This is a genomic window from Streptomyces sp. NBC_00102 (genome assembly GCF_026343115.1).
Classification (GTDB): domain Bacteria; phylum Actinomycetota; class Actinomycetes; order Streptomycetales; family Streptomycetaceae; genus Streptomyces.
Window position 1 is genome coordinate 80,423 of sequence record NZ_JAPEMC010000001.1, and the last position, 22,739, is coordinate 103,161.

Consider the following 22,739-nt stretch of genomic DNA (forward strand, 5'->3'; position numbering starts at 1 on the left):
CGGTCCGGCCGGGCGGCGGCAACGCCCTCCGGCCGGGCCGGGCCGGTACGGACCGGCCCGTACCCACCCGGCCCGTACCCACCCGGCCCGTACTCACCCGGCCCGTACGCACCGGCCGGCACGCACCCGGCGGTTGCCGGCGCCACCTCACGCTGCCCCGTGTGCCCGACAGACGCGTTCCGCTACGGTCGGCAGCACCGCTCGAACCACGCACGTCGACCGAAGGCTCCGCCCATGCCCGGTTTCCTCCTCTGCGCCGACCCGTTGCGCCCGGGCCGTCCGGACCCCGCGTTCACCGAAGAGGCGTCAGCCGCACGGGAGATGGGCGCGGCCATCGCGCTGCTCGACCATGACGCGCTGCTGGCGGGCGACGCGGTGGCAGCAGTCGCCCGGGTCCCGCGCGGCTCGGGGGCGTACTGGTACCGCGGCTGGATGATCCCCGTGCGGCACTACACCGAGCTGGACCGGGCGCTGGCGGAGCGGGGCGCCTCGCTGCTCACGGACGCGGCCGCGTACCGGACCGCCCATGAACTCCCGGGCTGGTACGACACGTTCGTGAGCCTGACCCCGCGCAGCGTCTGGTATCCGGTCTCCGTCACGGCTCCGACTGCCGTGCCGAGGGACGGTGGGTTCTGGTCCGTCCTCGCACAGCCGCTCGGCGGGGGACCCGGGATCGTCAAGGACTTCGTGAAGTCCCGTAAGCACGAATGGCACGAGGCTTGCTTCGTGCCCGAGCTGAACGACTCGGAGACGCTCTCGGCGGTCGTCGCGCGGATGGTCGACCTGCAGGGCGAGCATCTCGCGGGAGGAGTGGTGGTGCGTGCGTACGAGCGGTTCGTCCCGGGCGGCGAGGCGCGGGTGTGGTGGGTCGACGGGGAACCCGTACTGGTGACCGCCCATCCGGACACTCCGGGCGACCGGCCGGTTCCGGAGCTGGGGCCCGTCGGCGAGGCCGTACGCGGGCTCGGCTGCCGGCTGGTGACCACCGACCTGGCTCTGCGTGAGGACGGTGTGTGGCGGGTGATCGAGGTGGGTGACGGACAGGTGAGCGGCCTCCCGTCCGGCACCGACGCGAGGCTCCTGCTGGAGGCGCTGCGCGACACGTGACGGGCCCCGACCACCGCTCCCCCGCCCTCAGCAGCCGCAGTCCGCGTCCGCCACCGGAACGGTGAGCGGGTCGGGGTCGCGCCGCTCGGCCCCCCGCGAGGTTTCGAAGCCGAAGCCCTCGCGCACCCAGTACTCGAATCCGCCCCGCATCTCCTTGACCTGGTAGCCGAGCCGGGCGAGGGCGAGGGCGGCCCGGGTGGCCCCGTCGCAGCCGGGTCCCCAGCAGTAGGTGACGACGGGGACCGCGGGGTCGAGCAGCCGGGCGGCCTGCTCGGGTATCCGCGCGGTGGGGAGGTGCACCGCGCCCGGGATGTGCCCCTGGTCCCAGGAGGCCGTGGAGCGGCAGTCCAGGACCGTCATACCGGGCCCCGCGTCGAGCTCAAGGGCTGCGGCGACGTCGGAGACGTCGGCGTGGAAGGCGAGGGAGGCGGCGAAGTAGGCCGCGGCGGCGGCCGGAGGGGCGGGCGGCACCCGCAGGACCGGGTGGCCGGAGAGAGCGGTCGCGGGCAGCCCGGCATGGTGTGAAGTCGTGTTCATGGGGCCAAATCTAGGCGGGCCACGGACTCCCCAGAAGGCACGAACCATGGCGCTGTGCTTGATCGGCCGGGGATTCCCCTGTTGTCTGGCCCCATGACCGACTATTCACCGGATGCCACCGACTGGCGCATTCTCGAGGTCCTGCAGCGCGACGGCCGCGCCAGCTTCGCCGAACTGGCCCGGGCCGTGGCCATGTCCCCCAGCGCGGTGACCGAGCGCGTCCGGCGGCTGGAGGAGCTCGGCGTGATCAGCGGGTACAGCGCGGTGGTCGCCCCGGAACGCCTCGGGCTGCCGATCCTCGCCTTCGTACGCCTGCGCTACCCCACCGGCAACTACAAGCCGTTCCATGACCTCCTCGCCACCACGCCGGAGATCATCGAGGCCCACCACACCACCGGGGACGACTGCTTCGTCCTGAAGGTGACCGCGCGTTCCATGCGGCACCTCGAGGAGGTGAACGGGCGCATCAGCGGCCTGGGGTCGGTGACCACCAGCGTGGTGTACTCCTCCCCGCTCCCCCGGCGCCCGATCGAGCGCTGAGGCGGCTCCCCGGTCCGCCCGGACCGTACGGGCGATCCCGGAGGCCGTCGTCCCCCTGCCGGGCACCCCGTGAGGTACTCCGCCGGTCAGCCCAGCCGGTGGCGGACCGTCGATCCCTGCCGCTCCTTCACGACTTCGAGCTGCACGGGAACCCGGCGCCGCAGATCGGCCACGTGGCTGACGATGCCGACACTGCGGTCCCGCTCTCGGAGGGAGTCCAGGACGTCGAGCACCTCGTCGAGGGTCTGCTCGTCCAGGCTGCCGAAGCCCTCGTCGATGAAGAGGGTGTCCAGCCGCGTCCCGCCGGCCTCGTCGGTCACCACGTCGGCGAGGCCCAGTGCGAGGGCGAGGGAGGCGAAGAAGGTCTCACCGCCGGAGAGGGTCGCGGTATCGCGTTCCCGGCCCGTCCAGGCGTCGACGACGTGCAGCCCCAGCCCGGCCCGGCGGCCCCCCGTGCGGGCGTCGGAGTGGACCAGGGTGTAGCGGCCGGCGGACATCCGCTGGAGCCGGACGGTGGCTGCGGCGGCCACCTGCTCCAGGCGGGCGGCGAGCACGTAGGACTCCAGGCGCATCTTGCGCTCGTTGTGGGCCGAGGTTCCGGCGGTGAGCGCGGCGAGACGGGCGACCCGTTCGTACTCCGCGCGGAGCGGGCCCAGCGCTCGGACTTCCCTGGTGGCTTCGCGGGACAGGCGGTCCAGTTCGGTGATGCGTTCCTGGGCGGCGGAGAGCGCGGACGAGGCGTGGCGCAGCAGGGTCTCGGCACGGTCGTACGTCTCGCGCGCCCGCTCCGGCGACGCGGCGGGGCGATGGGCGGCCTCGCGGGCGTCCTCCTCCGCCATCCGGTCGGCGACGGTGGCCGCCTCGGCCTGCCAGACGTCGATCCTGCTCTGCAACTGCCGTTGGGCGGAACGGTCGAGGAGGGTCGCGACGGCCGCCTGCGGGGTGTCGAACCCGGCGCGGAAGGCAGCGTCGGAGAGGCGGCCGTCGGCTTCCTTACGCCGTTCGACCGCGCCCTGTTCGGCCCGTACGGCGTCGGCGGCCTCGGCGAGCAGGGCGGCACGGCGGGTGAGCCGGTCGGCGTGTGCCGCGATGGAGCCCGACACCTCGCGCACACCGGCGAGTTCGGTCTCCAGGGCCGCCTGCTCCCGGTCGAGGTCTTCCCGCCGGGAATCCCTCCCGGCCGCACGCAGTTCGGCGTGGCGGCGCTGGTCCAGCCGGTCCTGGTGTTCCCGCTCGGCGGCGGCCAGCCTCTCGCGCGCCCGGTGCGTTCCGGCGGCGAGCCGGTGGGCCTCGCCGTGCTCACGGGTCAATTCCGCCACACGGTCGGTCAGTTCTGCTACGGAGGGATCGCCGGGCACGGAGTCGGCCGCCGCACCCCCGGCGGCCGCCGCGCCCGCCGTGTCGCCGACCGCCTCGGCGCGCGCGGTGGTGTGGCGTTCCGTCAGCAGCCCGAGCGCCCGGTCGGCCCGGTCGCGGTCCTGTTCGGCGGCCCGGTGAGCGGTGAGGGCCGCTTCCTCGGTAGCGCGGTCCACGTGACCGTCTCCCGCCCGTGCCGGATCCGGGTGTTCGGCCGATCCGCAGACCGCGCACGGCTCTCCCGCGGCGAGCTGGGCTGACAACTCGGCTGCGATGTCGCGCAGTCGGCGCTCGCGCAGGCCGAGCCACCGCTCGTGGGCGGCGAGCGCGCTCTCCCGGGCGGCGGACAACTGCTCGCGGGCGCCGCCGATTTCGCGGGCCAGGGTGTCCCTGCGCCGTGCGGCGTCCAGCCGGTTGCGGGCGAACGTGAGCCGTGCCGCGAACTGTTCCGTCCGGGTCGCGGCCTCCTGGGCCGCCTCGACCTCGGCGGCCAGGGCGGCACGGGTGTCGTCCCAGCCGGACAGCCAGGCGTCCGCCTCGCGGATCGTCTCGTCATCCTGTGCCGACTCGCCTTCGAGCGTGGCCCGTTCGGCGTCGATGGCGGCACTGCGGGACTCGGCGCGGCGGGCGGCGTCGAGGCCGCCCAGCTCCTGCCGGTAGCGGCGTTCCAGTTCGGCGAGGCGTGCGGCCGGGGCGTCGGCGAGTTCGGGGGGCAGCTTCGTACGGAAGCGGTCGCGGGCGGCAGCCGCGGCGGCGGCCTCGCGCTCGGCGGCGTCCCGCAGTTCGAGGGCGGGGACGATCAGGTCCGCCTTGCGGGCACGCGTCAGACGCTCCTCTCGGCGGTCGTGTTCGGCGCGTCCTTCCTCCAGGCCGGCCGCGCGCCTGCGGGTTTCCGCGAAGCGCTGCTGGAGCCGGGAGAGTTCACGCTCCTCGTCCAGCGCGGTACGGGCTGCCGCCCGGCGCATCTCGGCGGCGCCGGTGGCGATCCGGGCGATCTCCAGCCGCTCCCATGCGCTGGAGCGCGCGTTCGCCGCCCACCCCAACACGCCTTCGGCGAGGCCCGGTTCGCCGGGCTGAGTGGCCGGCAGGGGCGTTTCGGCGGCGGGGCCCGCGGCCTGCGCCAGCCGCTGGGCGTTGGCCAGTACGCGTTCGTCCCCGGCCCTGACGCGCGACTCGGCAGCCCGGCGGAGGTCGGCGAGGCGCTCCTCGACGGCGGCGAACCGGCGGGTGTCGAAGAGCCGGCCGAGCAGCTTGCCCCGGGCTTCGGCGTCGGCGCGCAGGAACCGCGCGAAGTCGCCCTGCGGGAGCAGCACCACCTGGCAGAACTGGTCCCGGCTCATTCCGAGCAGCTGGGTGATCTCCTCGCCGATCTCCTGGTGCGACTTGCTGAGGGCCTGCCAGCCCTTCTCCGGGTCGTGGACGCGCAGCCGGCTCTGGGCCTTCTCGGTGGTGTACCCGTCGCCCTTCTTCTTGGGACGGGCCTGGGCGGGTGCGCGGGTGATCTCCAGGCGTCGGCCGCCGGCGGTCAGTTCGAGCAGGACTTCGGTGGGGGTGCCGGGGTCGGCGTGGTCGCTGCGCAGCGAGGTGCCGGGGCTCTGCCGGGCGCCGGGGACGGCCCCGTACAGGGCGTAGCAGACGGCGTCGAGCACCGAGGTCTTGCCGGCGCCGGTGGGACCGTGCAGCAGGAAGAGGCCGGCCGAGGAGAGCGCGTCGAAGTCGACCTCGGTGGTGGTGCCGAAGGGGCCGAAGGCGGTGAGGACGAGCCGGTGCAGCCTCATCGGGACACCTCGTGGATCCCGTCGTCCACGCGTACGTCGTCGAAGGCGCCGCGCAGTACGGTGCGTTCGGCCTCGTCGGGTCCGCTGCCGCCGCGCACGTGTGCCACGAAGTCCTCCGCGATCTGGTGGTCGTCGCGCCCCTTGAGGCGCTGCGCGTACGAGGCGAGGGGGTCCTCGGGATCGCGTTCGGGGTCGAAGACGAGGCTGAGGGTGTGCGGGAAGCGTGTCGAAAGCCGCGCCATGGGGTCGGCGGGGCGGACGGGGTCGGTGAGGGTGGCCTCGACCCAGGAGTCGCGGTGGGTCTCCAGCGCGGGGTCCTCCAGGAGTGTGTCGAGCCGGCCGCGCAGCCGGGCCAGGGGCCGGGGCACGGGGCAGTCGACGCGTTCGCCGGTGACCGTCCCGTCGGCGTCCAGGTCGATCAGCCACATGGTCTTGCGGTGGTCCGCCTCGGAGAAGGAGTACGCGAGGGGGGAGCCGGAGTACCGGACCCGCTCGCTCACCCGCTGGCTGCCGTGCAAGTGTCCGAGGGCCACGTAGTCGACGCCGTCGAAGACTCCGGCGGGTACGGCCGAGACACCGCCGACGGTGATGTCGCGCTCGCTGTCGCTGGGTTCGCCGCCGGCGACGAAGGCGTGGGCGAGCACCACGGAGCGGGTGCCGGCCGCGCGTCCGGCGAGGTCGGAGCGGACCCTGTCCATCGCGGCGGAGAGCACGGACTCGTGACCGGCCTTCGCCGCCCCGAGGGAGTCCTTCACGAGGGCGGGTTCGAGGTAGGGGAGTCCGTAGCAGACGACGTCGCCGTGGGCGTCGGTGAGCACGACGGGGGTGCCGCAGCCGGCGGGGTCGGTACGCAGATGAATACCGGCCCGGTCGATGAGTCCGGCGCCGACGCCGAGGCGGCGGGCCGAGTCGTGGTTGCCGGAGATCATGACGGTGGGCACCCCGAGGGCGGCGAGCCGGTGGAGGGCCGAGTCGAAGAGCTCGACGGCGGAGAGCGGCGGCACGGCCCGGTCGTAGACGTCGCCGGCGACGAGGACAACGTCCACCTCGCGGTCGCGGACGGTGGCGACGAGGTGGTCGAGGTACGCGGCCTGGGCGTCGAGCAGCGCGACGCGGTGGAAGGACCGGCCCAGGTGCCAGTCCGAGGTGTGGAGCATCCTCAAGGCGTCACTCCGCCCGCCGTGGTCCGCATGTTCCTCGTCCTCCGCCCCGTCGCCCTGCTACGGCCCCGCGCCCTGTCCGGGCGGTCCCGGTGGCCGGCCTCCTGCTGTGCGCGGGCCGTGAGGGGTGGGACCGCCTTCGGTACCGGGCACGGCCGTGCGGACCCCACGCTAATGCCGCCGGGCGCCCGTCCCCGCATCGCCGGGGGTGGCGGTGGCGAACCTCACCGCCCGGCGTGCCCCGTCACGGGACGCTGCGCGGTCACACGTCCCCGTACGCCTCGCCCCCCAGTTCGAGTGTCGCGGAGCCCGCCGTCGCGTCGGCGAGCCAGGACCGGAATCCGGCCACATCCGCGTCGGGCAGTCCGATCTCCAGGGTGACCGCCTCCGCGTAGCGCACCTCGCGCACGGCGGTGCCGGTGGCCCTCATGTCGTTCTCCAGTTTACCCGCCCGCTGGTGGTCGACCGTGACGGTGGCCAGCCGGTAGCGCTGCCGGGTGAGGGTGCCGAGCTCGTCCAGCGCCTCGCCGACCACTCCCCCGTACGCCCGGATCAGGCCACCGGCGCCGAGCTTCACTCCGCCGTAGTACCGGGTCACCACGGCGACCACGTACCGGACCTCCCGGCGCATCAGCATCTGCAGCATCGGCACTCCGGCCGTGCCACCGGGTTCGCCGTCGTCGCTGGCCTTCTGTACGGAGGCGTCCGCGCCGACCACGTAGGCGTAGCAGTTGTGGCTGGCGGTGGGGTGCTCCTTGCGGACGCGTGCGACGAAGTCCTGCGCCTCCTTTTCGGTGGCGGCGGGTGCGAGCGCGCAGAGAAAGCGCGAACGGTTGATCTCGGTCTCGTGCACGCCCGCTCGGGCGACTGTGCGGTACTGCTCCTGCATGCCTTCAGCCTAGGGGCTGTCCGAACACTACTCGCACGCTCGAATCTGCCGTCGGTGTACCAGGTGTCCACCGGCTTCGGCGCCCGCCCGGACCGCCCCTTCCCGCCCTTCCGGATCCGGCGGCTCCCGGTCGCACCGCGCGACCGTGGTGGTCCGAGGCCGTCCGGTGGCCATCCCGGCTTCGCCTCCCCGCCCCCGCGCGGCCACCCACCGCACATACGCTCCACCGGCGGCCCCCGGGACGCGCCCGCGGAGCCCGCACAGAGGGAGGGTGACCATGTCCAGCATCTCCAGACGAACCCTGCTCGGATACTCGGGGACCGCCGCCGGGGCAGCCCTGGGCGGTATCGCGTCGGCACAGCCGGCCGAAGCCGCCGAGGCACCGGCCGCGCAGGCCACGCAGGCCACGCAGGCCGAGGCGAGCACGACGACGGCGGCCGAATTCGCCCCGGGCACGCTGTTCGACGGCCTCACCCGTACGCCCTTCAACGCGGACGGCGAGTGGGGGGAACTGCGGATCAAGTTCAGCGTGGAGCACGCCGAGACACCCGTGGCGCACGTCGTGTCACCGCTGGAACTGGCCCAGCTCCTGAACGACTTCGCGGCCACCAAGGGCTGGCCGGCGATGACCTTCTACGGCACCCCCGTCGCCGCCCCGCTGAACTGACCCCGCCGGAAGCGAGATCGCCCGCGGGCCAGGGATCCCCCGGGCCCGCGGGCGCGCCCCCGGGTCGGCCGCACGACTGGCGCCCGCTCCGCCGTACCGGCCGTCGGCGGGAATGGCGTCGGCGTGTGCGGGGTTGTCGCCGACATGTACGCAGACGATGAGACGATCCGCCGGATTCTGCTGGACACCGGGGACACCTGGGCCGTGGTCGGCCTCTCCGGCAACACCTCGCGGGCGGCCTACGGGGTCGCCGGGGTCCTCCAGCGGTTCGGCAAGCGGGTCGTCCCGGTCCACCCGAAGGCCGAGACCGTGCACGGCGAGCGGGGGTACGCCTCGCTGGCGGAGATCCCGTTCCCGGTGGACGTGGTGGACGTCTTCGTCAACAGCGAGCAGGCCGGGGCCGTGGCGGACGAGGCGGTGGCGATCGGGGCGAAGGCCGTCTGGTTCCAGCTGTCGGTGATCGACGAGGCCGCGTACGCACGGACGCGGGAGGCCGGTCTCGACATGGTCATGGACCGCTGCCCCGCGATCGAAATTCCCTCCCTGCGCTGACCCGGTGCGCCCGCGGCCTGTCGCATCACGGCCGGACGGAGGACCGGGGTCCCGGGAGCGTCCGAACGGTCAGACGCCCAGTCCCTCCACCACCACCGCGCCCGGGAGGGCGGCGAGGGACTTGCCGGGGACGATGAGCTTGCCGCGACGGCTGCCGCTGCCGATGAGGACCCACTCCTGGTCGAGCACGGCCGGGTCGATGAGCAGTGGCCACGCGGCGGGGAGGCCGATGGGAGTGATCCCGCCGTACTCCATGCCGCTCTCGCCGACCGCGACGTCCATGGCGGCGAAGGACGCCTTGCGGGCGCCGAGATGCTTGCGCACCGCGCCGTTGACGTCGACGCGGGTCCGGGAGAGCACGACGCAGGCGGCGAGGGTCACGTCGGCGCCACGTTTGCCCGCGACGACCACGCAGTTGGCGGATCCGCCGAGCAGGTCGGCTCCGTAGTGCTCGACGAAGACCGCGGTGTCGGCGAGGTCGGGGTCCGTGTCGACGTGCAGGATCTGCTCGGCGGCGAGGCCGCCCCACCCCTGGGTCACCGCCTCGGCGACCGGCGGGACGAGCAGGTCCGTGCGGTCGGCCGCGGGGGCGGTGGCGTCTTCGTCGAAGTTACCCATGGGTGCGCGCATGGCGTCACGCTAACAGCCTTCGCCGGAGCGGATGTTGCCGGTTCGCCGGCTCAGCGGACCGGCGGGATCCGGACGGCCATGGTCAGTTCGACCGGCTCGGTGCCCTCGTTGCGGTAGGCGTGGGCCTCGTGGGCCTGGAAGGTCGCCGAGGTGCCCGCGGGGACCGAGTGGGCCTCGCCGCCGACGACGAGGGTCAGTTCGCCCGCAGTGACGTGGAGCAGTTCGACGGTTCCTTCCGGGTGCGGGTCCGAGGCGCTGCCGTCGCCGGGCTCCAGGTGCCAGGACCAGAGTTCGAACGGCCCGCCCGCCTCGGCGCCGACGAGCAGGGTGGTCGAGCTGCCGGCCTCGGTCGACCACAGGCGGACCGCCTGCTCCGGGGCGACCAGGCGGACCTGCGGGCCCTGCTCGTAGTCGAGGAGCGCGGTGATGCTGACGCCGAGCGCGTCGGCGAGCTTCACCGTGGTGCCGACGCTCGGGTTGGTCCGGGCCTGCTCGATCTGGATGATCATTCCCCGACTGACACCGGAACGGGCCGCGAGAACGTCCAGCGTGAAGCCGCGCTCCCCCCGCCAGCGCTTGAGGTTCCGGGCCAGGGACTGGGTCAACTGGTCGAGATCAGACACGTTCAGTCCAATATCCTTGATGGCGGCGTACAAAATAATGAACTACGGTGTGGTGCACCCCTGCACCGACCGTTCGCCGCACTGTACTGCGAGGCCCGCCATGTCAGCACTCTTCGCCCTGGCCACCAGCCTGCTGTGGGGGCTCGCCGACTTCGGCGGCGGCCTGCTGACCCGCCGGATTCCCGCGCTGACGGTGGTCGTCGTCTCGCAGGCGATCGCCGTCGTCGTCCTGGGCGTCACCGTGGTGGCGACCGGCGCGTGGAGCGAGGCCGGTGGCCGGCTCTGGTTCGCGGTGGCGGCGGGCGCGGTGGGCCCGGTGGCGATGCTCTGCTTCTACAAGGCGCTCGCCCTCGGCCCGATGAGTGTGGTCTCCCCGCTCGGGTCGCTCGGCGTGGCGGTACCGGTCTCCGTCGGCCTGGTCGCCGGGGAGCGCCCGGGTCCCGCGCAGCTGGCCGGGGTCGCCGTCGCCGTGACGGGCGTCGTCCTGGCGGGCGGGCCGGAGCTGCGCGGAGCGCCGGTACGCCGCCGGGCGGTGCTGCTGACGCTGGTCGCCGCGTTCGGCTTCGGGACGGTGATGTCCCTGGTCTCGGAGGCCTCGACCGGTACGACCGGCCTCTTCCTGGCCCTCTTCGTGCAGCGGGTCACCAATGTCCTGGCCGGCGGCACGGCCCTCCTCGTGTCGGTACGCCGCGGGGGCCGGGCCCTGCCCGCGGAGGGCGGCCGGGCCGTGGTCCTCGGGGCGCTCCCCGCGCTGGCCTTCGTCGGACTCGCGGACGTCGCGGCGAACGGTACGTACGCCACCGCCGCGCTGCACGGATCGGTGACGGTGGCGGCGGTACTGGCCTCGCTCTACCCGGTGGTGACCACGCTGGTCGCACGCGGGGTGCTCAAGGAACGGCTCCGCGGCATCCAGGCGGCGGGCGCGGGCCTGGCCCTGATGGGCACGGTCCTGCTGGCCTCCGGGTGAGGCCGGGCGGCGCACCGCACCGCCCGGCAGCCACACCGCGCGCGCCCTCCTCGGCTCAGGCCGTTGCGGGACCGCTCTCCGCTGCGGCGAAGTCCAGCAGCTGCGCTGGTGTGACGCCTTCGGGAATCGGCACGGGCGCGGGTGTGCGCAGCGGGGGCTGCCAGCCGTGTTCCGGGTCGAAGCTCCGCACCACCCGGGCCGGAGCGCCCGCCACGACCGAGTGGTCCGGGACCTCCCCCCGCACGATCGCGCCGGCCGCCACCACGACGTTGCGGCCGAGGCGGGCGCCGGGCAGCACCACGGCTCCGGTGCCGATCCAGCAGCCGGGCCCTATCACCACGGGTTCCATCCGCGGCCACTGCCTGCCGACCGGCTGGTCCGGGTCGTCGTAACTGTGGTTCGTGGAGGTGATGTAGACGTACGGGCCGCAGTAGGTGTTCGAGCCGATCGTCACCGTGGTGTCGGCGATGACGTGGCTGCCCCGGCCGAGTACCACCCCGTCGGCCAGGGTCAGAATGGGGTCGGGCCCCAGTTCCAGACCGGGCATCATCCCGGCGGTGAGCGTCACCTGTTCGGCTATGACGCAGTGGTCGCCGAGGTGGATCCACGGCTCGCCGAAGACCGTGCCCTGCGGGAACGCCAGTCGCGTCCCGGGCCCGATCCGGCCGAAGCGCAGCGGTCCGGGGTGCTCGGCGGTCACCGCGCCGTGCTCCCCCACCCATGCCCGGCCGCGGTGGACCGCGCGGGAGGCGGCGTGACGCCACCAGCGGGAGAGAAAGGAGAACGCGTGTTTGCTCTTCGGCACCCGCTCACGGTAGCCGTCCGCGTTCACCCCCTCCGGGCCTCCGCTCTGTGATGTTCACCCCAATGCCCGTCAGGTGGGGAACCGTCACCTACGGTTCCCCCGAAGGTCATCGCCGGACGAAGGAGCGGACCATGGCGGAGCAGCCGTTGATCACGGGCGTGGGTGGCAGGGAGCCGTCGGTCGACCCGGACGCCTTCGTGGCGCCCACCGCCGTCGTGATCGGCGAGGTCACCCTCGCGACGGGTTCGAGCGTCTGGTACCAGGCGGTGCTGCGGGCGGACTGCGGCCCGATCTCGCTGGGCGCCGACAGCAATGTCCAGGACAACTGCAGCGTTCATACCGACCCGGGCTTCCCCCTCACGGTCGGAGAGCGGGTGTCCGTCGGCCACAACGCCGTGCTGCACGGCTGCGTGATCGAGGACGACGTGCTGATCGGCATGGGGGCGACCGTGCTCAACGGCGCCCGCATCGGCGCCGGATCACTGGTCGCGGCACAGGCCCTCGTCCCCCAGGGGATGCAGGTGCCGCCGGGCTCCCTGGTCGCGGGCGTACCCGCGCGGGTCAAGCGGCCGCTCACCGCGGAGGAGCTGGAGGGCGTCAGGTTCAACGCGGTCGGTTACGTGGAGCTGGCCAAGGCCCACCGGCAGGCGCACGAGGGCCACGCGGGCTGAGCGGGGACCGCCGGACCGGAGCGAGCCCCCGGGCGGGGTCCGGCCCGGGTCCGGGCGGGCCGGCGCCGGGGTCCCGGGGCGCGCGGCGCCCCGGGCCTCACTCCGCGGCGGCGGGGGCGGTGGCGGCCTCGCCGGACTGGGCTGCGGCCGCCTTCTTCGCACGGTTCTTCAGCACCAGCATCGAGGTCAGGCCGATGAGCACCGCGACCACGAGCCCGAGCCAGGAGAAACGCTTCAGCCACGCCTCCGCCACCACGCCCACCGAGTAGATGACGGCGGTGGTGCCCCCCGCCCAGACGATTCCGCCGAGCAGGTTGGCGATCAGGAACTTCCAGTACGGCATGTGCAGCACACCGGCGAGCGGTCCCGCGAAGATGCGCAGCAGTGCGACGAAGCGGCCGAAGAACACCGCCCACATGCCCCACTTCTCGAACGAGCGCTCCGCCATGCCCACCTGGGCGGCACCGAAGTGCTTGGGGAATCTCGCCTCCAGCCAGGCGAGCAGCGGGCGGCCGCCCTTCCTGCCGATCGCGTAGCCGATCGAGTCGCCGATGACCGCACCCGCGGAAGCGCAGGCGCCGAGGACGTACGGGTTGATGTCCCCGTGCTGGGACGCGAGCAGGGCCGCGCTGACGAGGACGATCTCGCCGGGCAACGGGATGCCGAGGCTCTCCAGACCGATGACGCCCGCCACCAGAAGGTAGATGCTGAGCGCGGGGATGGTTTCGAGCCACTCCTGGACGTGCAAAGCCGTTCCTCCCGTGCGGGTGTTCCCCCTGCCGGCCGCCCTTGCGGCGGCATGGCACAGTCCAGCAGCCTACCGGTCGCGACCCGGTCGGGGACGGCCGCTCCCGGCTCCGGCCCCCGGACCCCCGGTGGCACACCGGCCGGGAGCCGGAGCGGGGAACGGCGAACCGGATCAGCGGTGCGGCCGCAGGGTCCAGATCACCGTCATCTCACCGGTCACGGCTCCGTCGGCGCGGGTGATCTCGATCGTGACGGGGAATTCGGGGCGCTTGCCCTCGTCCAGCTCGGCGACGACCTCGGCGGCCGGGCGGCCCAGGGTGGCGGTCGCGGTGACCTCACCCATGGCGAGCTTGCGATAGCCGATCTCGGCCCGGACGGCGAGCGGTACGGCGCGGCCGAGCTGGTCACCGAAGGCCGCCATGACGATGGCGCCGCTCGCCGACTCGGCCAGCGTGAACATGGCTCCGGCGTGCGGCCCGTCCAGGTGGTTGTGGTAATCGGCTCGGTCGGGCAGGCGCAGCACCGCGCGCTCCGCTCCGGTCTCCAGGAACTCGAGGCCGAGGGTACGGACCATCGGCACGGTCGCGGCGAGCATCTCGCCGAGGTTCTTCTCTTCTGCAGCGCTCATGGCCAGAGATGTTACTCACGGGTAGATCTTCTTGGCCATACCCTCACGTGGGCGGCCGTGGCCGATGTCCCCGCGTCCCTCTATGGTTACTGGCCATGTGGCCAGGACAGCAGCCGCCCGGGGGCGAGCAGAACCCGCAGGACCCGAACCAGAACCCGTACCAGCAGCCGGGGTACCAGCAACAGCCGAATCCGTATCAGCAGCCGGGATACCCACAGGGGCAGCCGGGGCAGCAGGGGCAGCCGCCGCAGAGCTACCCGCAGGGACAGCAGCCCGGATACGGCTATCCGCAAGGGCAGCAGCAGCCCGGATACGGCTATCCGCAAGGGCAGCAGCCCGGTTACGGGTATCCGCAGGGCGGTCCGCCCCAGCCGAACCCGTACCAGCAGCCGACCGTTCCGGCGTACGCCGGCCAGGCGCCTCCCGGCGGACCGACGCCGCCCGACGACAAGCGCAAGACCGCGCTGGTCGCCGTGGTCGCGGCGGCGGCGGTCGTGGTGACGGCGGTCGTCACCGGCGTCGTGGTGCTGAAGAAGGACGACAAGGACGGCGGCAAGGACGTCGCCGACCACAAGGCCTCGCCGACCGCCCCGGTGAAGCCCACCGCGGCGACCTCCACACCCGCCAATCCACGGAGCGGCGACGACGACCCGAAGCCGACGGTGCCCGGGTGGAAGGTCGTCACCAACCCCAAGTGGGGGACGCGATTCGAGGTACCGGGCGACTGGGAGGTGTCGTCCGCCGGCATGAGCGCCGGGTTCGAGGACGCCAAGGACCCGACGGGCACGCCCGCCGCCGTCTTCACCGCGCCCGCCTACCTCAAGAGCAAGTGGTGCGTGGACGACTCCGACAAGGACGGGCACGACGAGGAGACCAGCCTCGCCGGAGTCGGCAGCAAGGGTGCGCAAGGCGCCAAATCGACCGACGAGGCCGCGACCAAGACCGCGGAGCAGTGGGTATGGGCGGCCTACGCGCAGACCGACCCCACGGACAAGATCAAGGTCGGCGCCCCGGAGCCGTACACCAGCACGTCCGGTCTGACCGGCAGCGTCGCCCGGGCCACCGCGCTCGGCCTGGCGAAGAAGAACAAGTGCGACACGGACGGGAAGTCGGTCGTCTTCAGCTTCAAGAACAACAGCGGCGCGTACGCGAGCTGGGTCCTCTTCGCCAACGCGGGCGTGGACGACGAGCTGCCCGACACCACCATCGACAAGATCCTGAGCACCGTGCGGCTGGTGGACATCACCTCCTGACCCGGCGGCCGTCGCGGCCTTCCCGTCCGCTGCTCGCACCCCGCTCGTTCCGCCGCCCGGCCGCCTGGAGCCCGGCGGCGGAACCGGCGAAAGCGGGATCTCACGGCCTCGCGATGACATATCCATTTGGCAAGTCGGGCCACCGCCGTGTTTAGTCCCTGGGTGACATCCCCCGCACCTTCCCCCGCTAAGCGGCGCCGCCCCGAGTGGGCCGGCCGCAATTACACCCTGCTGACCACCGCCGCGGTCATCACCGGCGTGGGCAGCAGCAGTGCCCTCATCGCCACCTCTTTCGCGGTGCTCCAGCAGGGCGGGGACGGCGGGGACATCGGGCTCGTCGCCGCCGCCCGCACCCTCCCGCTGGTGGTCTTCATCCTGATCGGCGGGGCCGTCGCGGACCGGATGCCGCGCCACCGGGTGATGGTCGCGGCCAACGCGCTCAACTGCGTCTCCCAGGCGGCTTTCGCCCTGCTGGTGCTCACCGGCACGGCAGAGCTCTGGCAGATGATGGTCCTCACCGCGCTCTGCGGCACCGGGCAGGCGTTCTTCAACCCGGCCGCCGAGGGCATGCTGATGTCCTCGGTCACCCCGGAGCAGGCCGGCCGCGCCTTCTCCTTCTTCCGCATGTCGTCCCAGGGCGCGGGCATCGGCGGGGCCGCCCTCGGCGGAATCATGGCCTCCGCGGTGAACCCCGGCTGGGTCCTGGCCCTGGACGCGGCGGGCTTCGCGATCGCCGGGGGTCTCCGCGCCTTCCTCGACGTGAGCCACATCCCCGACCGCGAGCCTGGGGGCGGCCTCCTCTCCGACATGCGGGAGGGGTGGCGGGAATTCATCGGCCGCCCCTGGCTGTGGTCGATCGTGGCGCAGTTCTCGGTGGTGGTGGCGGTCGTCGGCGCCGCCGAGTCGGTCTACGGTCCACTGGTCGCACGCGACGAATTCGGCGGCCCGGGCCCCTGGGGCACCGCCCTCGCCACGTTCGGCGTGGGCACGCTCGGCGGCGCTCTGCTGATGTCCCGGTGGAAGCCGCGACGGCTGCTGCTCGCGGGAACGCTCGGTGTCTTCCCGCTGGCACTCCCCTCGGCCGCGCTCGCCGTGCCACTGCCGGTGGCCGGGCTCTGCGTCGTGATGTTCGTGAGCGGCGTCGCCATAGAGGTGTTCGGGGTGTCCTGGATGACGACGATGCATCAGGAGATCCCCGAGGACAAGCTGTCCCGGGTCTCCGCTTACGACTGGTTCGGTTCCGTCGCGATGCTGCCGCTCGCCACGGCGGTGGCCGGCCCGGTGGAAGGGCTCGTCGGGCGGAGTACGGCGCTGTGGGGGTGCGCCGCGCTGGTGGTGGTCATGACCGCGCTGGTGCTGCTCGTACCGGACGTACGGAACATGACCCGGCGCGAGCCCACCGCGCCCGTCATGGCGGGCGACCCGGGATCCGAGGACTCGCCCGGCGTACCGGCCGCCGGCGCCCTGCCCGCCGGTGGGCTCTCCGCCGGTGTGCTCGCGGCCGGCGGGCTGCCTGCCGCTTCCTCAGCCGATGCTGAAGGCGCCCTCGGGCGGCTCGGGTGAGGCGACCGCGTCGCGGTCGCCGACCGGCTCCGCCCGGCCGATCAGGCGGGTGAGCGCCGGGCCGTGCTCGACCCGGGCGGGGAAGGCGTCGCCGGCGCAGCGCCGGGTGAGCGCGGCGGTGTCCAGCGGTGCGTGGGAGGCGAGCAGGACGACGTTCCCGAAGCGCCGGCCGCGCAGCACGGCGGGTTCGGCGACGACCGCCAGCTCGGTGAAGACGGAGGCGAAGCCGGCGAGCTGCGACCGGAGGAAGCCGAAGGGCGCGCTGTCGGCGAGGTTGGCGGCGTAGATCCCGTCCGTACGCAGGACCCGGGCGGCGGCTCGGGCGTACTCGACCGAGGTGAGGTGCGCCGGGACGCGCGACCCGCCGAAGACGTCGGCGATCAGCACGTCGACGGAGCCGGGCGCGGTCCGCTCCAGCAGTTCCCGCGCGTCCTCGGCGTGCACGGCGATGCCGCTGCCGTCCGGCAGCGGGAGCTGCTCCGCCACCAACTCCAGCAGTCCCCGGTCGGCCTCGGCGACCCGCTGACGGGAGCCGGGCCGGGTGGCTGCGGTGTAGCGCGGCAGGGTCAGCGCCCCGCCGCCCAGGTGCAGGACGTCGAGCGGTTCCCCGGGGTCCGCGGCGGTGTCCAGTACGTGCGCGAGGCGTTGGACGTACTCGAACTCCAGGTGCGCGGGGTCGTCCAGGTCCACGTAGGACTGCGGGGCCCCGTCGACCGTCAGAAGCCACGCGCGGTCCCGGTCCACGTCGGGCAGCAGGCGGGCGGTGCCGTGGTCGACCTCGCGGATGACGGGTATGGGCTCGTTCACTCCCCCATTGTGAGGCGTCCGGCGGGGTGGGTCGTCCGGCGCGGAAGCCGGGCCCGCCTCCCCCGGGGTGGGGAAGACGGGCCCGGGCCGTCGGGCCGCTGCGCCGTCGGACCCCAGCGCCGGGTCGCGGCATGCCGTGGCCGTGGCCGTCAGAGCAGCGCGGTGACGGTGCCGGCTCCGACGGTGCGACCGCCCTCACGGATCGCGAAGCCGAGTCCGGGCTCCAGCGGCACGTCCCGGCCGAGCTCGACGGTCATGGTGACCGTCTCCCCCGGGCGCGCGACCGCCGCCTCCCCCAGGTCCACATCGCCGACCACGTCCGCGGTCCGGATGTAGAACTGGGGCCGGTAGCCGGTGGCGACCGGGGTGGTGCGGCCGCCCTCGCGGGCGGACAGGACGTAGACCTGCGCGGTGAAGCGGCGCGTCGGGGTGACGCTGCCGGGCGCCGCGACGACATGGCCCCGCCGGACCCGGTCCCTTTCCACCCCGCGCAGCAGCAGGGCCACGTTGTCGCCGGCCTGCGCGGACTCCATCGGCCTGCCGAAGGTCTCCAGACCGGTGACGACCGTCTCGGTGTCCGCGCCGAGCACGTGGACGCGGTCGCCGATGCGTACGGTGCCGCGCTCGACCGCGCCGGTGACGACGGTGCCGCGCCCGGTGATGGTGAGCACGTTCTCCACCGGGAGCAGGAAGGGCGCGTCGGTGTAGCGCACGGGCATCGGCACGTACGTGTCCACCGCGTCGAGCAGCCCCTCGATCGCCGCCGTCCAGCGCGGGTCGCCGTCCAGCGCCCCGAGCCCGGAGACCTGGACGACGGGCACGAGGTCGCCGCCGTATCCGTGGGCGGAGAGCAGGTCGCGCACCTCCAGTTCGACCAGTTCGGCCAGCTCGGGGTCGGCGGCGTCGGCCTTGTTGAGGGCGACGACGATGTGGTCGACGCCGACCTGCCGGGCCAGCAGCACGTGCTCGGCGGTCTGCGGCATCACGCCGTCGAGCGCGGAGACGACGAGGATCGCCCCGTCGAGCTGGGCGGCCCCCGTGACCATGTTCTTGATGTAGTCGGCGTGGCCCGGCATGTCGACGTGGGCGTAGTGCCGGGTGTCGGTCTCGTACTCGACGTGCGCGAGGTTGATGGTGATGCCGCGCCGGCTCTCCTCGGGGGCGCGGTCGATCCGGTCGAACGCGACGTACGAGGTGGCGGCTCCCGGCCGCGCGCTGAGGACCTTGGTGATGGCGGCGGTGAGAGTGGTCTTTCCGTGGTCGACGTGGCCCATGGTGCCGATGTTGAGGTGGGGCTTGGTGCGCACGTATGCCGTCTTGGACATGGCTCGTTCCTTGGTTTCGAAGCCGTGAGAGGGGACCCCTGTGCCCGTCCGACCCTCCCCTCGCGGGGTCCGCCGGACAGTCGGAGGAGGGTCAGCTTCGGGCGCCGCCCAGGAATGCCGGGGCAGCGGTGGTGGCTGCGGCGGGGAGTGCCACCACGGGGAGTGCCGCGGTGGTGGGCGTCGCCGCGGTGTGCGCGACGGCCCAGGCGTCCGCGGCAGCCTTCGGCGCGTCCGCGACTGCGGACGGCGCTGCGAGGAAGGCGTACCGGGACATGCCTGGATGATGGCCGGTCGAGGCCGTGTGCGTCGACCGGTTTTCCGGCCGCGAGGCGCTGCCAGGGGTTCGGTCTCCGTCGACGGACGCGCCCGGCACGGCGCGTGCGCGGCGGAGGTTCACCGCACCGATCCTGTCGGACCGTCAGATCATCACGCGTACATTACGGCGATCACATGCCTCTTTCCGTTACTCTCCCCAAATGTTCGAACCCGTCCCCGCGGCCCGTCCCCGCAACGGTCCGGCCCTGCGCTGTTCGAAGGCGCTGCTGTCCCCCTGGTCCCGGTTCTCCCTGCTCGTGGTCGTACTGGCCGCCGCCGCGTCGACCATGCTGCTGTTCGACCCACAGCGGATGCTCTCCTCGGGCTGGCCGTCCCAGTTGACGGGCGGCACGGCGGCCCTGTTGTTCGGACTGGCGTACGGCGTCTCCACCGTGGCCTTCGCGCCGCGCCCTCTCCTCAACCTGGCGGCCGGAGCGCTCTTCGGTACCCAGACGGGTCTGGTCACGGCCCTCGCGGGCACCGTGCTCGGGGCCGGCATCTCCTTTCTGCTCGGCCGGGTGCTGGGGCAGGACGCGCTGCGCACCCTGGTGCGCGGGCGGTGGCTGAAGGCGGCGGACCGCCTGCTGAGCCGGCACGGTTTCCGTTCCATGCTGGCGCTCCGGCTCTTCCCGGGCGTGCCGTTCGCGGCCGCCAACTACTGCGCGGCGACCTCGCGCATGCGGTACGCGCCGTTCCTCCTGGCGACCGGGCTCGGGTCCATCCCCAACACCGCCGCCTACGTCGTGGCCGGCAGCGAGGCAGCCTCGCCCACCTCCCCCGCGTTCCTCGTCGCGATGGGTTTCATCGTGCTGTCGGGCGTCGGAGGAGCGGTGGTCGCCTGGCGCAAACGTCATCGGTTCGGCAAGGCCGCCTGATCCCGCACGCCCGCGCCGGGCGGCGAAGTCGCTGCGGCAAGGGTGCGGGGAAGGCCGGGAAGGGGCGGGAAAAGGGTCCTGGGACGGGGGGCAGGGAGCAAGCCGTTCACCCGCAGGCGATACCCTGCGCCCGACGACAAAAGATCTCCGAGGCTCTCGCCTTGCCCTTTTCTGACCGTATTCGCACGCTGCCGACGTCTCCATGTCGTGCGGCCGTAGCCTGATCACCTCCGGGATGGCCTAAGCCCCATGAGCTGGTTCGAATCATTCGTCCTGGGGTTCGTTCAGGGACTGACCGAGTTCCTGCCGATCTCCTCCAGCGCGCATCTGCGGCTGACCGCCGCTTTCGCCGGGTGGCACGACCCCGGCGCCGCGTTCACCGCCATCACCCAGATCGGCACGGAAGCGGCGGTGATCATCTACTTCCGCAAGGACATCGCCCGCATCATTTCGTCCTGGTTCCGGTCGCTCTTCGACCGTGAGATGCGCAGCAACCACGACGCCCAGATGGGCTGGCTGGTCATCGTCGGCTCGATCCCGATCGGTGTCCTGGGGGTGGCCTTCAAGGACCAGATCGAGGGCCCCTTCCGTGATCTCCGTCTGATCGCGACGACCCTCATCGTCATGGGCATCGTCCTCGGCATCGCGGACCGGCTCGCGGCCCGGGACGAGGCGGGCGGCAGGCACCGCGCCGCCAAGGAGCGCAAGTCCCTCAAGGACCTGGGTGTCCGGGACGGCCTGATCTACGGCGTCTGCCAGGCGATGGCGCTGATCCCGGGTGTCTCCCGTTCGGGCGCCACCATCAGCGGTGGTCTCCTGATGGGCTACACCCGCGAGGCCGCGGCCCGCTACTCCTTCCTGCTGGCCATTCCCGCGGTCCTGGCTTCCGGCGTCTTCGAGCTCAAGGACGCGGGCGAGGGCCATGTCTCCTGGGGCCCGACGATCTTCGCGACGCTGGTCGCGTTCGTGGTCGGTTATGTGGTCATCTCATGGTTCATGAAGTTCATCTCGTCCAAGAGCTTCATGCCCTTCGTCTACTACCGCGTGGTCCTCGGCATCGTGCTCTTCGCCCTGGTCAGCGCGGGCGTGCTGAGCCCCCACGCGGGCGAGTCGGCGAACTGACCGAGCCGTAGTGTGCGCCGCGCATGCCTCCAGGTTCCGCCTGGAGGCATGCGCACGTCACGAGGGCATCCCCGGCATGCCCGGCTTCCCCAGCGTCCCAGTGCATCCCGGTGCGTCCCAGTACATCCCGGTGCGTCCCGGTGCATCGGCCTGGCTCGTCTCCCACTTTTCTCCCACCGTCTCCCCGAAGCACACACCCCCTCCCACCACCGTGCCGTCGCCCCCGGACCGGCACGGTGCCGAGTCAGCGGCAGTCCCGCGCCGGATGCGACCCGCCCCGTGCCGTCGCACCCTGGGCGCATGGCAACTCCTCCGATCGTCATACACCGACCGACCCCCTCGGGCGGCCGTCGCGTGACCGTCCACCACGAGGGCCGCGACGAGATACTGGGGCTCGCCCATTCGGACCAGGACGTGATCGTCTTCCTGGTCGAGGCCGGACTGGACGACCCCGACCGGATACTCGACAACCCGATGTGGGTCGAGTGGCGCGGTGGCCGGGCCCACCGTTACGAAGCGGCGTGACGCGGCGCCCCTCCGGACCACCCGGCGTATCGGAGCCGTACGAGGAAAACCGACGAGGTACGGTTCCCGCTCCTCACTCCCGCGCGGACCGGAAGACGCGGTGACGGGCGACGAGTTCGACGGTGATCGCCACGGCGATCGACTGCACGGCCATCAGCGCGACCAGGACGAAGAGCTGCACCGCACCGGCCATCAGCGGGCTCGCGCCTCCCAGCAGCATCCCGACGAACGCACCCGGCAGCGTGACCAGCCCGACCGTCCGCGTCTGGTCGAGTCCGGGCAGCAACGCGTCGGACGCCGAGGGCCTCGCGATCTCCACCCGGGCGTCCCGGTCCGAGAACCCCAGCGCCATGGCGGCCTCCACCTCGCCCCGCCGCTGCTCCAGCTCGTCCAGCGCCCGCCGCCCGGCCTGAACGGTGACCGTGAGCGCCCCTCCGATGAGGATGCCGGTGACCGGGATCAGCGCGACGCCCTTCACCGGTACGAGTCCGGTCAGCAGCAGCGACCCGACCACGGGCACCACTCCTGCGGCGATCGGTACGCACGTCAGCCACCAGGTGTGGTTGTCGGTGATCCGGCGCCCGGCCGTGCGCACCGCGACGGAGAACATGACGGCCAGGAACGCCAGCAGCCCCAGCACCTCGGTGACCGCCCACGTGATGACGAGGGACACCGCGGCGAGCTGCACCGCCGCCCGCACCCCGGCGACCAGGATCTCCCTGGCCCGGTGCGCCGGGTCGCCGGGAGACAGCCGGCACAGCCCCGCCACGGCCGCCGCCACCAGCGCGAGCACACCCAGCAGGATGCCGAGGGGTGAGGTTGACCGGGAGGAGGGATGCCGAGCTCAGTGTCACCGGCCCACCCTAGGACGTGTCGTCAACGGGCCGTCGTTCGGCCGGAGGCCGGGCCGGGCGGCGTCCGGTCCGTGGGATCGCACGGCAAAGTCCGACGACACGCCCCAGCCAGGGAGTGGCGGGCGGTGGGAACCCTCCGGGATTACGGGGTGTCGCCCTGCCAGTCCCAGCGGTGGAGGTCGCCCCGGCGGGGGCCGTACTCGGCCCGGCCGCCCGGGCCGTAGGCTCCTATCTCCGTGATCAGGGCGGCCCCCTCGGCCAGCGCCGTCTCCGACCAGCCGGTCACGTCGAGGAGCAGCCCGTCCAGGGGGCCGCCGACCAGCTCGCGATAGGTGTGCCCGGGGCGCGGTCCGGGGTCCGGGTCCTCATGGTCGGCGCCGTACACCCGACGCCGCATCAGCTCGTCCATACGGGCAGGATCGCACCCACCACTGACAACCGCA

General features: G+C 72.9%; 24 protein-coding genes and 1 pseudogene. 11 read left to right on the plus strand and 14 right to left on the minus strand.

Features of this window, described 5'->3' with window-relative positions:
- The first annotated feature begins 234 nt into the window (after positions 1-234).
- A complete protein-coding gene (locus tag OHA55_RS00375; protein ID WP_266701622.1) occupies positions 235-1,107 on the plus strand; it encodes an ATP-grasp domain-containing protein in 873 nt (290 codons plus the stop codon).
- Between the two features lie 27 nt (positions 1,108-1,134).
- On the opposite strand, the gene OHA55_RS00380 is transcribed toward OHA55_RS00375, so the two are convergent.
- Entirely contained in the window at positions 1,135-1,644 is a 510-nt protein-coding gene (locus OHA55_RS00380; RefSeq protein ID WP_266701624.1) for a rhodanese-like domain-containing protein, read from the minus strand.
- A 93-nt stretch (positions 1,645-1,737) separates the two neighbouring features.
- Here OHA55_RS00380 and OHA55_RS00385 point away from each other — a divergent pair, with 93 nt between their 5' ends.
- Positions 1,738-2,184, plus strand: coding sequence for an Lrp/AsnC family transcriptional regulator (locus tag OHA55_RS00385; RefSeq protein ID WP_266701626.1), 447 nt, complete (start codon positions 1,738-1,740; stop codon positions 2,182-2,184).
- An 86-nt stretch (positions 2,185-2,270) separates the two neighbouring features.
- On the opposite strand, the gene OHA55_RS00390 is transcribed toward OHA55_RS00385, so the two are convergent.
- The 3 genes from OHA55_RS00390 to OHA55_RS00400 form a co-directional block, all read right to left on the minus strand.
- Positions 2,271-5,318, minus strand: a complete 3,048-nt coding sequence (locus OHA55_RS00390; protein ID WP_266701628.1) for an SMC family ATPase — start codon at positions 5,316-5,318, stop codon at positions 2,271-2,273.
- The gene (locus OHA55_RS00395) at positions 5,315-6,481 is read right to left on the minus strand and encodes an exonuclease SbcCD subunit D (protein WP_266701630.1); all 1,167 of its coding nucleotides are present in this window, start codon (positions 6,479-6,481) and stop codon (positions 5,315-5,317) included. Before OHA55_RS00395 ends, OHA55_RS00390 begins: the two co-directional genes overlap by 4 nt.
- A 259-nt stretch (positions 6,482-6,740) precedes the next feature.
- A complete protein-coding gene (locus tag OHA55_RS00400; RefSeq protein ID WP_266701632.1) occupies positions 6,741-7,367 on the minus strand; it encodes a YigZ family protein in 627 nt (208 codons plus the stop codon).
- A gap of 277 nt (positions 7,368-7,644) precedes the next feature.
- Between OHA55_RS00400 and OHA55_RS00405 the strand changes: the two genes are divergently transcribed.
- A complete protein-coding gene (locus OHA55_RS00405; protein ID WP_266701634.1) occupies positions 7,645-8,034 on the plus strand; it encodes a twin-arginine translocation signal domain-containing protein in 390 nt (129 codons plus the stop codon).
- A 144-nt stretch (positions 8,035-8,178) separates the two neighbouring features.
- A complete protein-coding gene (locus tag OHA55_RS00410; RefSeq protein ID WP_266701636.1) occupies positions 8,179-8,586 on the plus strand; it encodes a CoA-binding protein in 408 nt (135 codons plus the stop codon).
- 69 nt (positions 8,587-8,655) lie between these two features.
- Here OHA55_RS00410 and OHA55_RS00415 read toward each other — a convergent pair whose 3' ends face one another.
- Entirely contained in the window at positions 8,656-9,216 is a 561-nt protein-coding gene (locus tag OHA55_RS00415) for a YbaK/EbsC family protein (protein WP_266701638.1), read from the minus strand.
- A gap of 50 nt (positions 9,217-9,266) precedes the next feature.
- Complete coding sequence (locus OHA55_RS00420; RefSeq protein ID WP_266701640.1) at positions 9,267-9,839, minus strand: helix-turn-helix domain-containing protein; 573 nt, start codon at positions 9,837-9,839, stop codon at positions 9,267-9,269.
- A 100-nt stretch (positions 9,840-9,939) separates the two neighbouring features.
- On the opposite strand from OHA55_RS00420, the gene OHA55_RS00425 reads away from it, so the two are divergent.
- Positions 9,940-10,806 carry a DMT family transporter gene (locus tag OHA55_RS00425; protein ID WP_266701641.1) on the plus strand — a complete coding sequence of 289 codons (867 nt, stop codon included), beginning with the start codon at positions 9,940-9,942 and terminating at the stop codon, positions 10,804-10,806.
- Between the two features lie 55 nt (positions 10,807-10,861).
- On the opposite strand, the gene OHA55_RS00430 is transcribed toward OHA55_RS00425, so the two are convergent.
- Entirely contained in the window at positions 10,862-11,611 is a 750-nt protein-coding gene (locus OHA55_RS00430; RefSeq protein WP_266701643.1) for an acyltransferase, read from the minus strand.
- 131 nt (positions 11,612-11,742) lie between these two features.
- On the opposite strand from OHA55_RS00430, the gene OHA55_RS00435 reads away from it, so the two are divergent.
- Positions 11,743-12,282, plus strand: coding sequence for a gamma carbonic anhydrase family protein (locus tag OHA55_RS00435; protein ID WP_266701645.1), 540 nt, complete (start codon positions 11,743-11,745; stop codon positions 12,280-12,282).
- 97 nt (positions 12,283-12,379) lie between these two features.
- Here the strand turns inward: OHA55_RS00435 and OHA55_RS00440 are convergent, their stop codons facing one another.
- Together OHA55_RS00440 and OHA55_RS00445 are read right to left on the minus strand one after the other, a co-directional pair.
- Positions 12,380-13,030: a DedA family protein gene (locus tag OHA55_RS00440; protein ID WP_266701647.1), complete on the minus strand. Its 651-nt coding sequence runs from the start codon at positions 13,028-13,030 to the stop codon at positions 12,380-12,382.
- A 171-nt stretch (positions 13,031-13,201) separates the two neighbouring features.
- Positions 13,202-13,657, minus strand: a complete 456-nt coding sequence (locus tag OHA55_RS00445) for a DUF4442 domain-containing protein (protein WP_266701649.1) — start codon at positions 13,655-13,657, stop codon at positions 13,202-13,204.
- 95 nt (positions 13,658-13,752) lie between these two features.
- Between OHA55_RS00445 and OHA55_RS00450 the strand changes: the two genes are divergently transcribed.
- Together OHA55_RS00450 and OHA55_RS00455 are read left to right on the plus strand one after the other, a co-directional pair.
- On the plus strand, positions 13,753-14,910 hold the full coding sequence (locus tag OHA55_RS00450; protein ID WP_266701651.1) for a hypothetical protein: 1,158 nt from the start codon (positions 13,753-13,755) through the stop codon (positions 14,908-14,910).
- Positions 14,911-15,072: 162 nt separating this feature from the next.
- Positions 15,073-16,473, plus strand: a complete 1,401-nt coding sequence (locus OHA55_RS00455; protein WP_266701652.1) for an MFS transporter — start codon at positions 15,073-15,075, stop codon at positions 16,471-16,473.
- Here the strand turns inward: OHA55_RS00455 and OHA55_RS00460 are convergent.
- From OHA55_RS00460 to OHA55_RS00470, 3 genes are all read right to left on the minus strand, one after another.
- On the minus strand, positions 16,435-17,280 hold the full coding sequence (locus OHA55_RS00460; RefSeq protein ID WP_266701654.1) for a spermidine synthase: 846 nt from the start codon (positions 17,278-17,280) through the stop codon (positions 16,435-16,437). The genes OHA55_RS00455 and OHA55_RS00460 overlap by 39 nt on opposite strands.
- Before the next feature lie 149 nt (positions 17,281-17,429).
- Positions 17,430-18,605: an elongation factor Tu gene (gene tuf, locus OHA55_RS00465; protein WP_266701658.1), complete on the minus strand. Its 1,176-nt coding sequence runs from the start codon at positions 18,603-18,605 to the stop codon at positions 17,430-17,432.
- Positions 18,606-18,696: 91 nt separating this feature from the next.
- Complete coding sequence (locus OHA55_RS00470) at positions 18,697-18,879, minus strand: hypothetical protein (protein WP_266701660.1); 183 nt, start codon at positions 18,877-18,879, stop codon at positions 18,697-18,699.
- A 202-nt stretch (positions 18,880-19,081) separates the two neighbouring features.
- On the opposite strand from OHA55_RS00470, the gene OHA55_RS00475 reads away from it, so the two are divergent.
- From OHA55_RS00475 to OHA55_RS00485, 3 genes are all read left to right on the plus strand, one after another.
- Positions 19,082-19,795 carry a TVP38/TMEM64 family protein gene (locus OHA55_RS00475; protein WP_266701662.1) on the plus strand — a complete coding sequence of 238 codons (714 nt, stop codon included), beginning with the start codon at positions 19,082-19,084 and terminating at the stop codon, positions 19,793-19,795.
- Positions 19,796-20,044: 249 nt separating this feature from the next.
- Positions 20,045-20,917, plus strand: a complete 873-nt coding sequence (locus tag OHA55_RS00480) for an undecaprenyl-diphosphate phosphatase (protein ID WP_266701664.1) — start codon at positions 20,045-20,047, stop codon at positions 20,915-20,917.
- Positions 20,918-21,217: 300 nt separating this feature from the next.
- Positions 21,218-21,442, plus strand: coding sequence for a hypothetical protein (locus OHA55_RS00485; RefSeq protein ID WP_266701665.1), 225 nt, complete (start codon positions 21,218-21,220; stop codon positions 21,440-21,442).
- Positions 21,443-21,515: 73 nt separating this feature from the next.
- Here the strand turns inward: OHA55_RS00485 and OHA55_RS00490 are convergent.
- Together OHA55_RS00490 and OHA55_RS00495 are read right to left on the minus strand one after the other, a co-directional pair.
- Positions 21,516-22,296: pseudogene (locus OHA55_RS00490) on the minus strand (ABC transporter permease).
- Between the two features lie 142 nt (positions 22,297-22,438).
- Positions 22,439-22,705, minus strand: a complete 267-nt coding sequence (locus tag OHA55_RS00495; protein WP_266701666.1) for a hypothetical protein — start codon at positions 22,703-22,705, stop codon at positions 22,439-22,441.
- Positions 22,706-22,739: the final 34 nt, after the last annotated feature.

Excerpts from the sequence above, each read along its gene's own strand:
- OHA55_RS00375 (WP_266701622.1), top strand. The coding sequence starts at position 235 with ATGCCCGGTTTCCTCCTCTGCGCCGACCCGTTGCGCCCGGGCCGTCCG.
- OHA55_RS00380 (WP_266701624.1), bottom strand. The coding sequence starts at position 1,644 with ATGAACACGACTTCACACCATGCCGGGCTGCCCGCGACCGCTCTCTCC.
- OHA55_RS00385 (WP_266701626.1), top strand. The coding sequence starts at position 1,738 with ATGACCGACTATTCACCGGATGCCACCGACTGGCGCATTCTCGAGGTC.
- OHA55_RS00390 (WP_266701628.1), bottom strand. The coding sequence starts at position 5,318 with ATGAGGCTGCACCGGCTCGTCCTCACCGCCTTCGGCCCCTTCGGCACC.
- OHA55_RS00400 (WP_266701632.1), bottom strand. The coding sequence starts at position 7,367 with ATGCAGGAGCAGTACCGCACAGTCGCCCGAGCGGGCGTGCACGAGACC.
- OHA55_RS00405 (WP_266701634.1), top strand. The coding sequence starts at position 7,645 with ATGTCCAGCATCTCCAGACGAACCCTGCTCGGATACTCGGGGACCGCC.
- OHA55_RS00410 (WP_266701636.1), top strand. The coding sequence starts at position 8,179 with ATGTACGCAGACGATGAGACGATCCGCCGGATTCTGCTGGACACCGGG.
- OHA55_RS00415 (WP_266701638.1), bottom strand. The coding sequence starts at position 9,216 with ATGCGCGCACCCATGGGTAACTTCGACGAAGACGCCACCGCCCCCGCG.
- OHA55_RS00425 (WP_266701641.1), top strand. The coding sequence starts at position 9,940 with ATGTCAGCACTCTTCGCCCTGGCCACCAGCCTGCTGTGGGGGCTCGCC.
- OHA55_RS00435 (WP_266701645.1), top strand. The coding sequence starts at position 11,743 with ATGGCGGAGCAGCCGTTGATCACGGGCGTGGGTGGCAGGGAGCCGTCG.
- OHA55_RS00445 (WP_266701649.1), bottom strand. The coding sequence starts at position 13,657 with ATGAGCGCTGCAGAAGAGAAGAACCTCGGCGAGATGCTCGCCGCGACC.
- OHA55_RS00450 (WP_266701651.1), top strand. The coding sequence starts at position 13,753 with ATGTGGCCAGGACAGCAGCCGCCCGGGGGCGAGCAGAACCCGCAGGAC.
- tuf (WP_266701658.1), bottom strand. The coding sequence starts at position 18,605 with ATGTCCAAGACGGCATACGTGCGCACCAAGCCCCACCTCAACATCGGC.
- OHA55_RS00470 (WP_266701660.1), bottom strand. The coding sequence starts at position 18,879 with ATGTCCCGGTACGCCTTCCTCGCAGCGCCGTCCGCAGTCGCGGACGCG.
- OHA55_RS00475 (WP_266701662.1), top strand. The coding sequence starts at position 19,082 with ATGTTCGAACCCGTCCCCGCGGCCCGTCCCCGCAACGGTCCGGCCCTG.
- OHA55_RS00480 (WP_266701664.1), top strand. The coding sequence starts at position 20,045 with ATGAGCTGGTTCGAATCATTCGTCCTGGGGTTCGTTCAGGGACTGACC.
- OHA55_RS00485 (WP_266701665.1), top strand. The coding sequence starts at position 21,218 with ATGGCAACTCCTCCGATCGTCATACACCGACCGACCCCCTCGGGCGGC.
- OHA55_RS00495 (WP_266701666.1), bottom strand. The coding sequence starts at position 22,705 with ATGGACGAGCTGATGCGGCGTCGGGTGTACGGCGCCGACCATGAGGAC.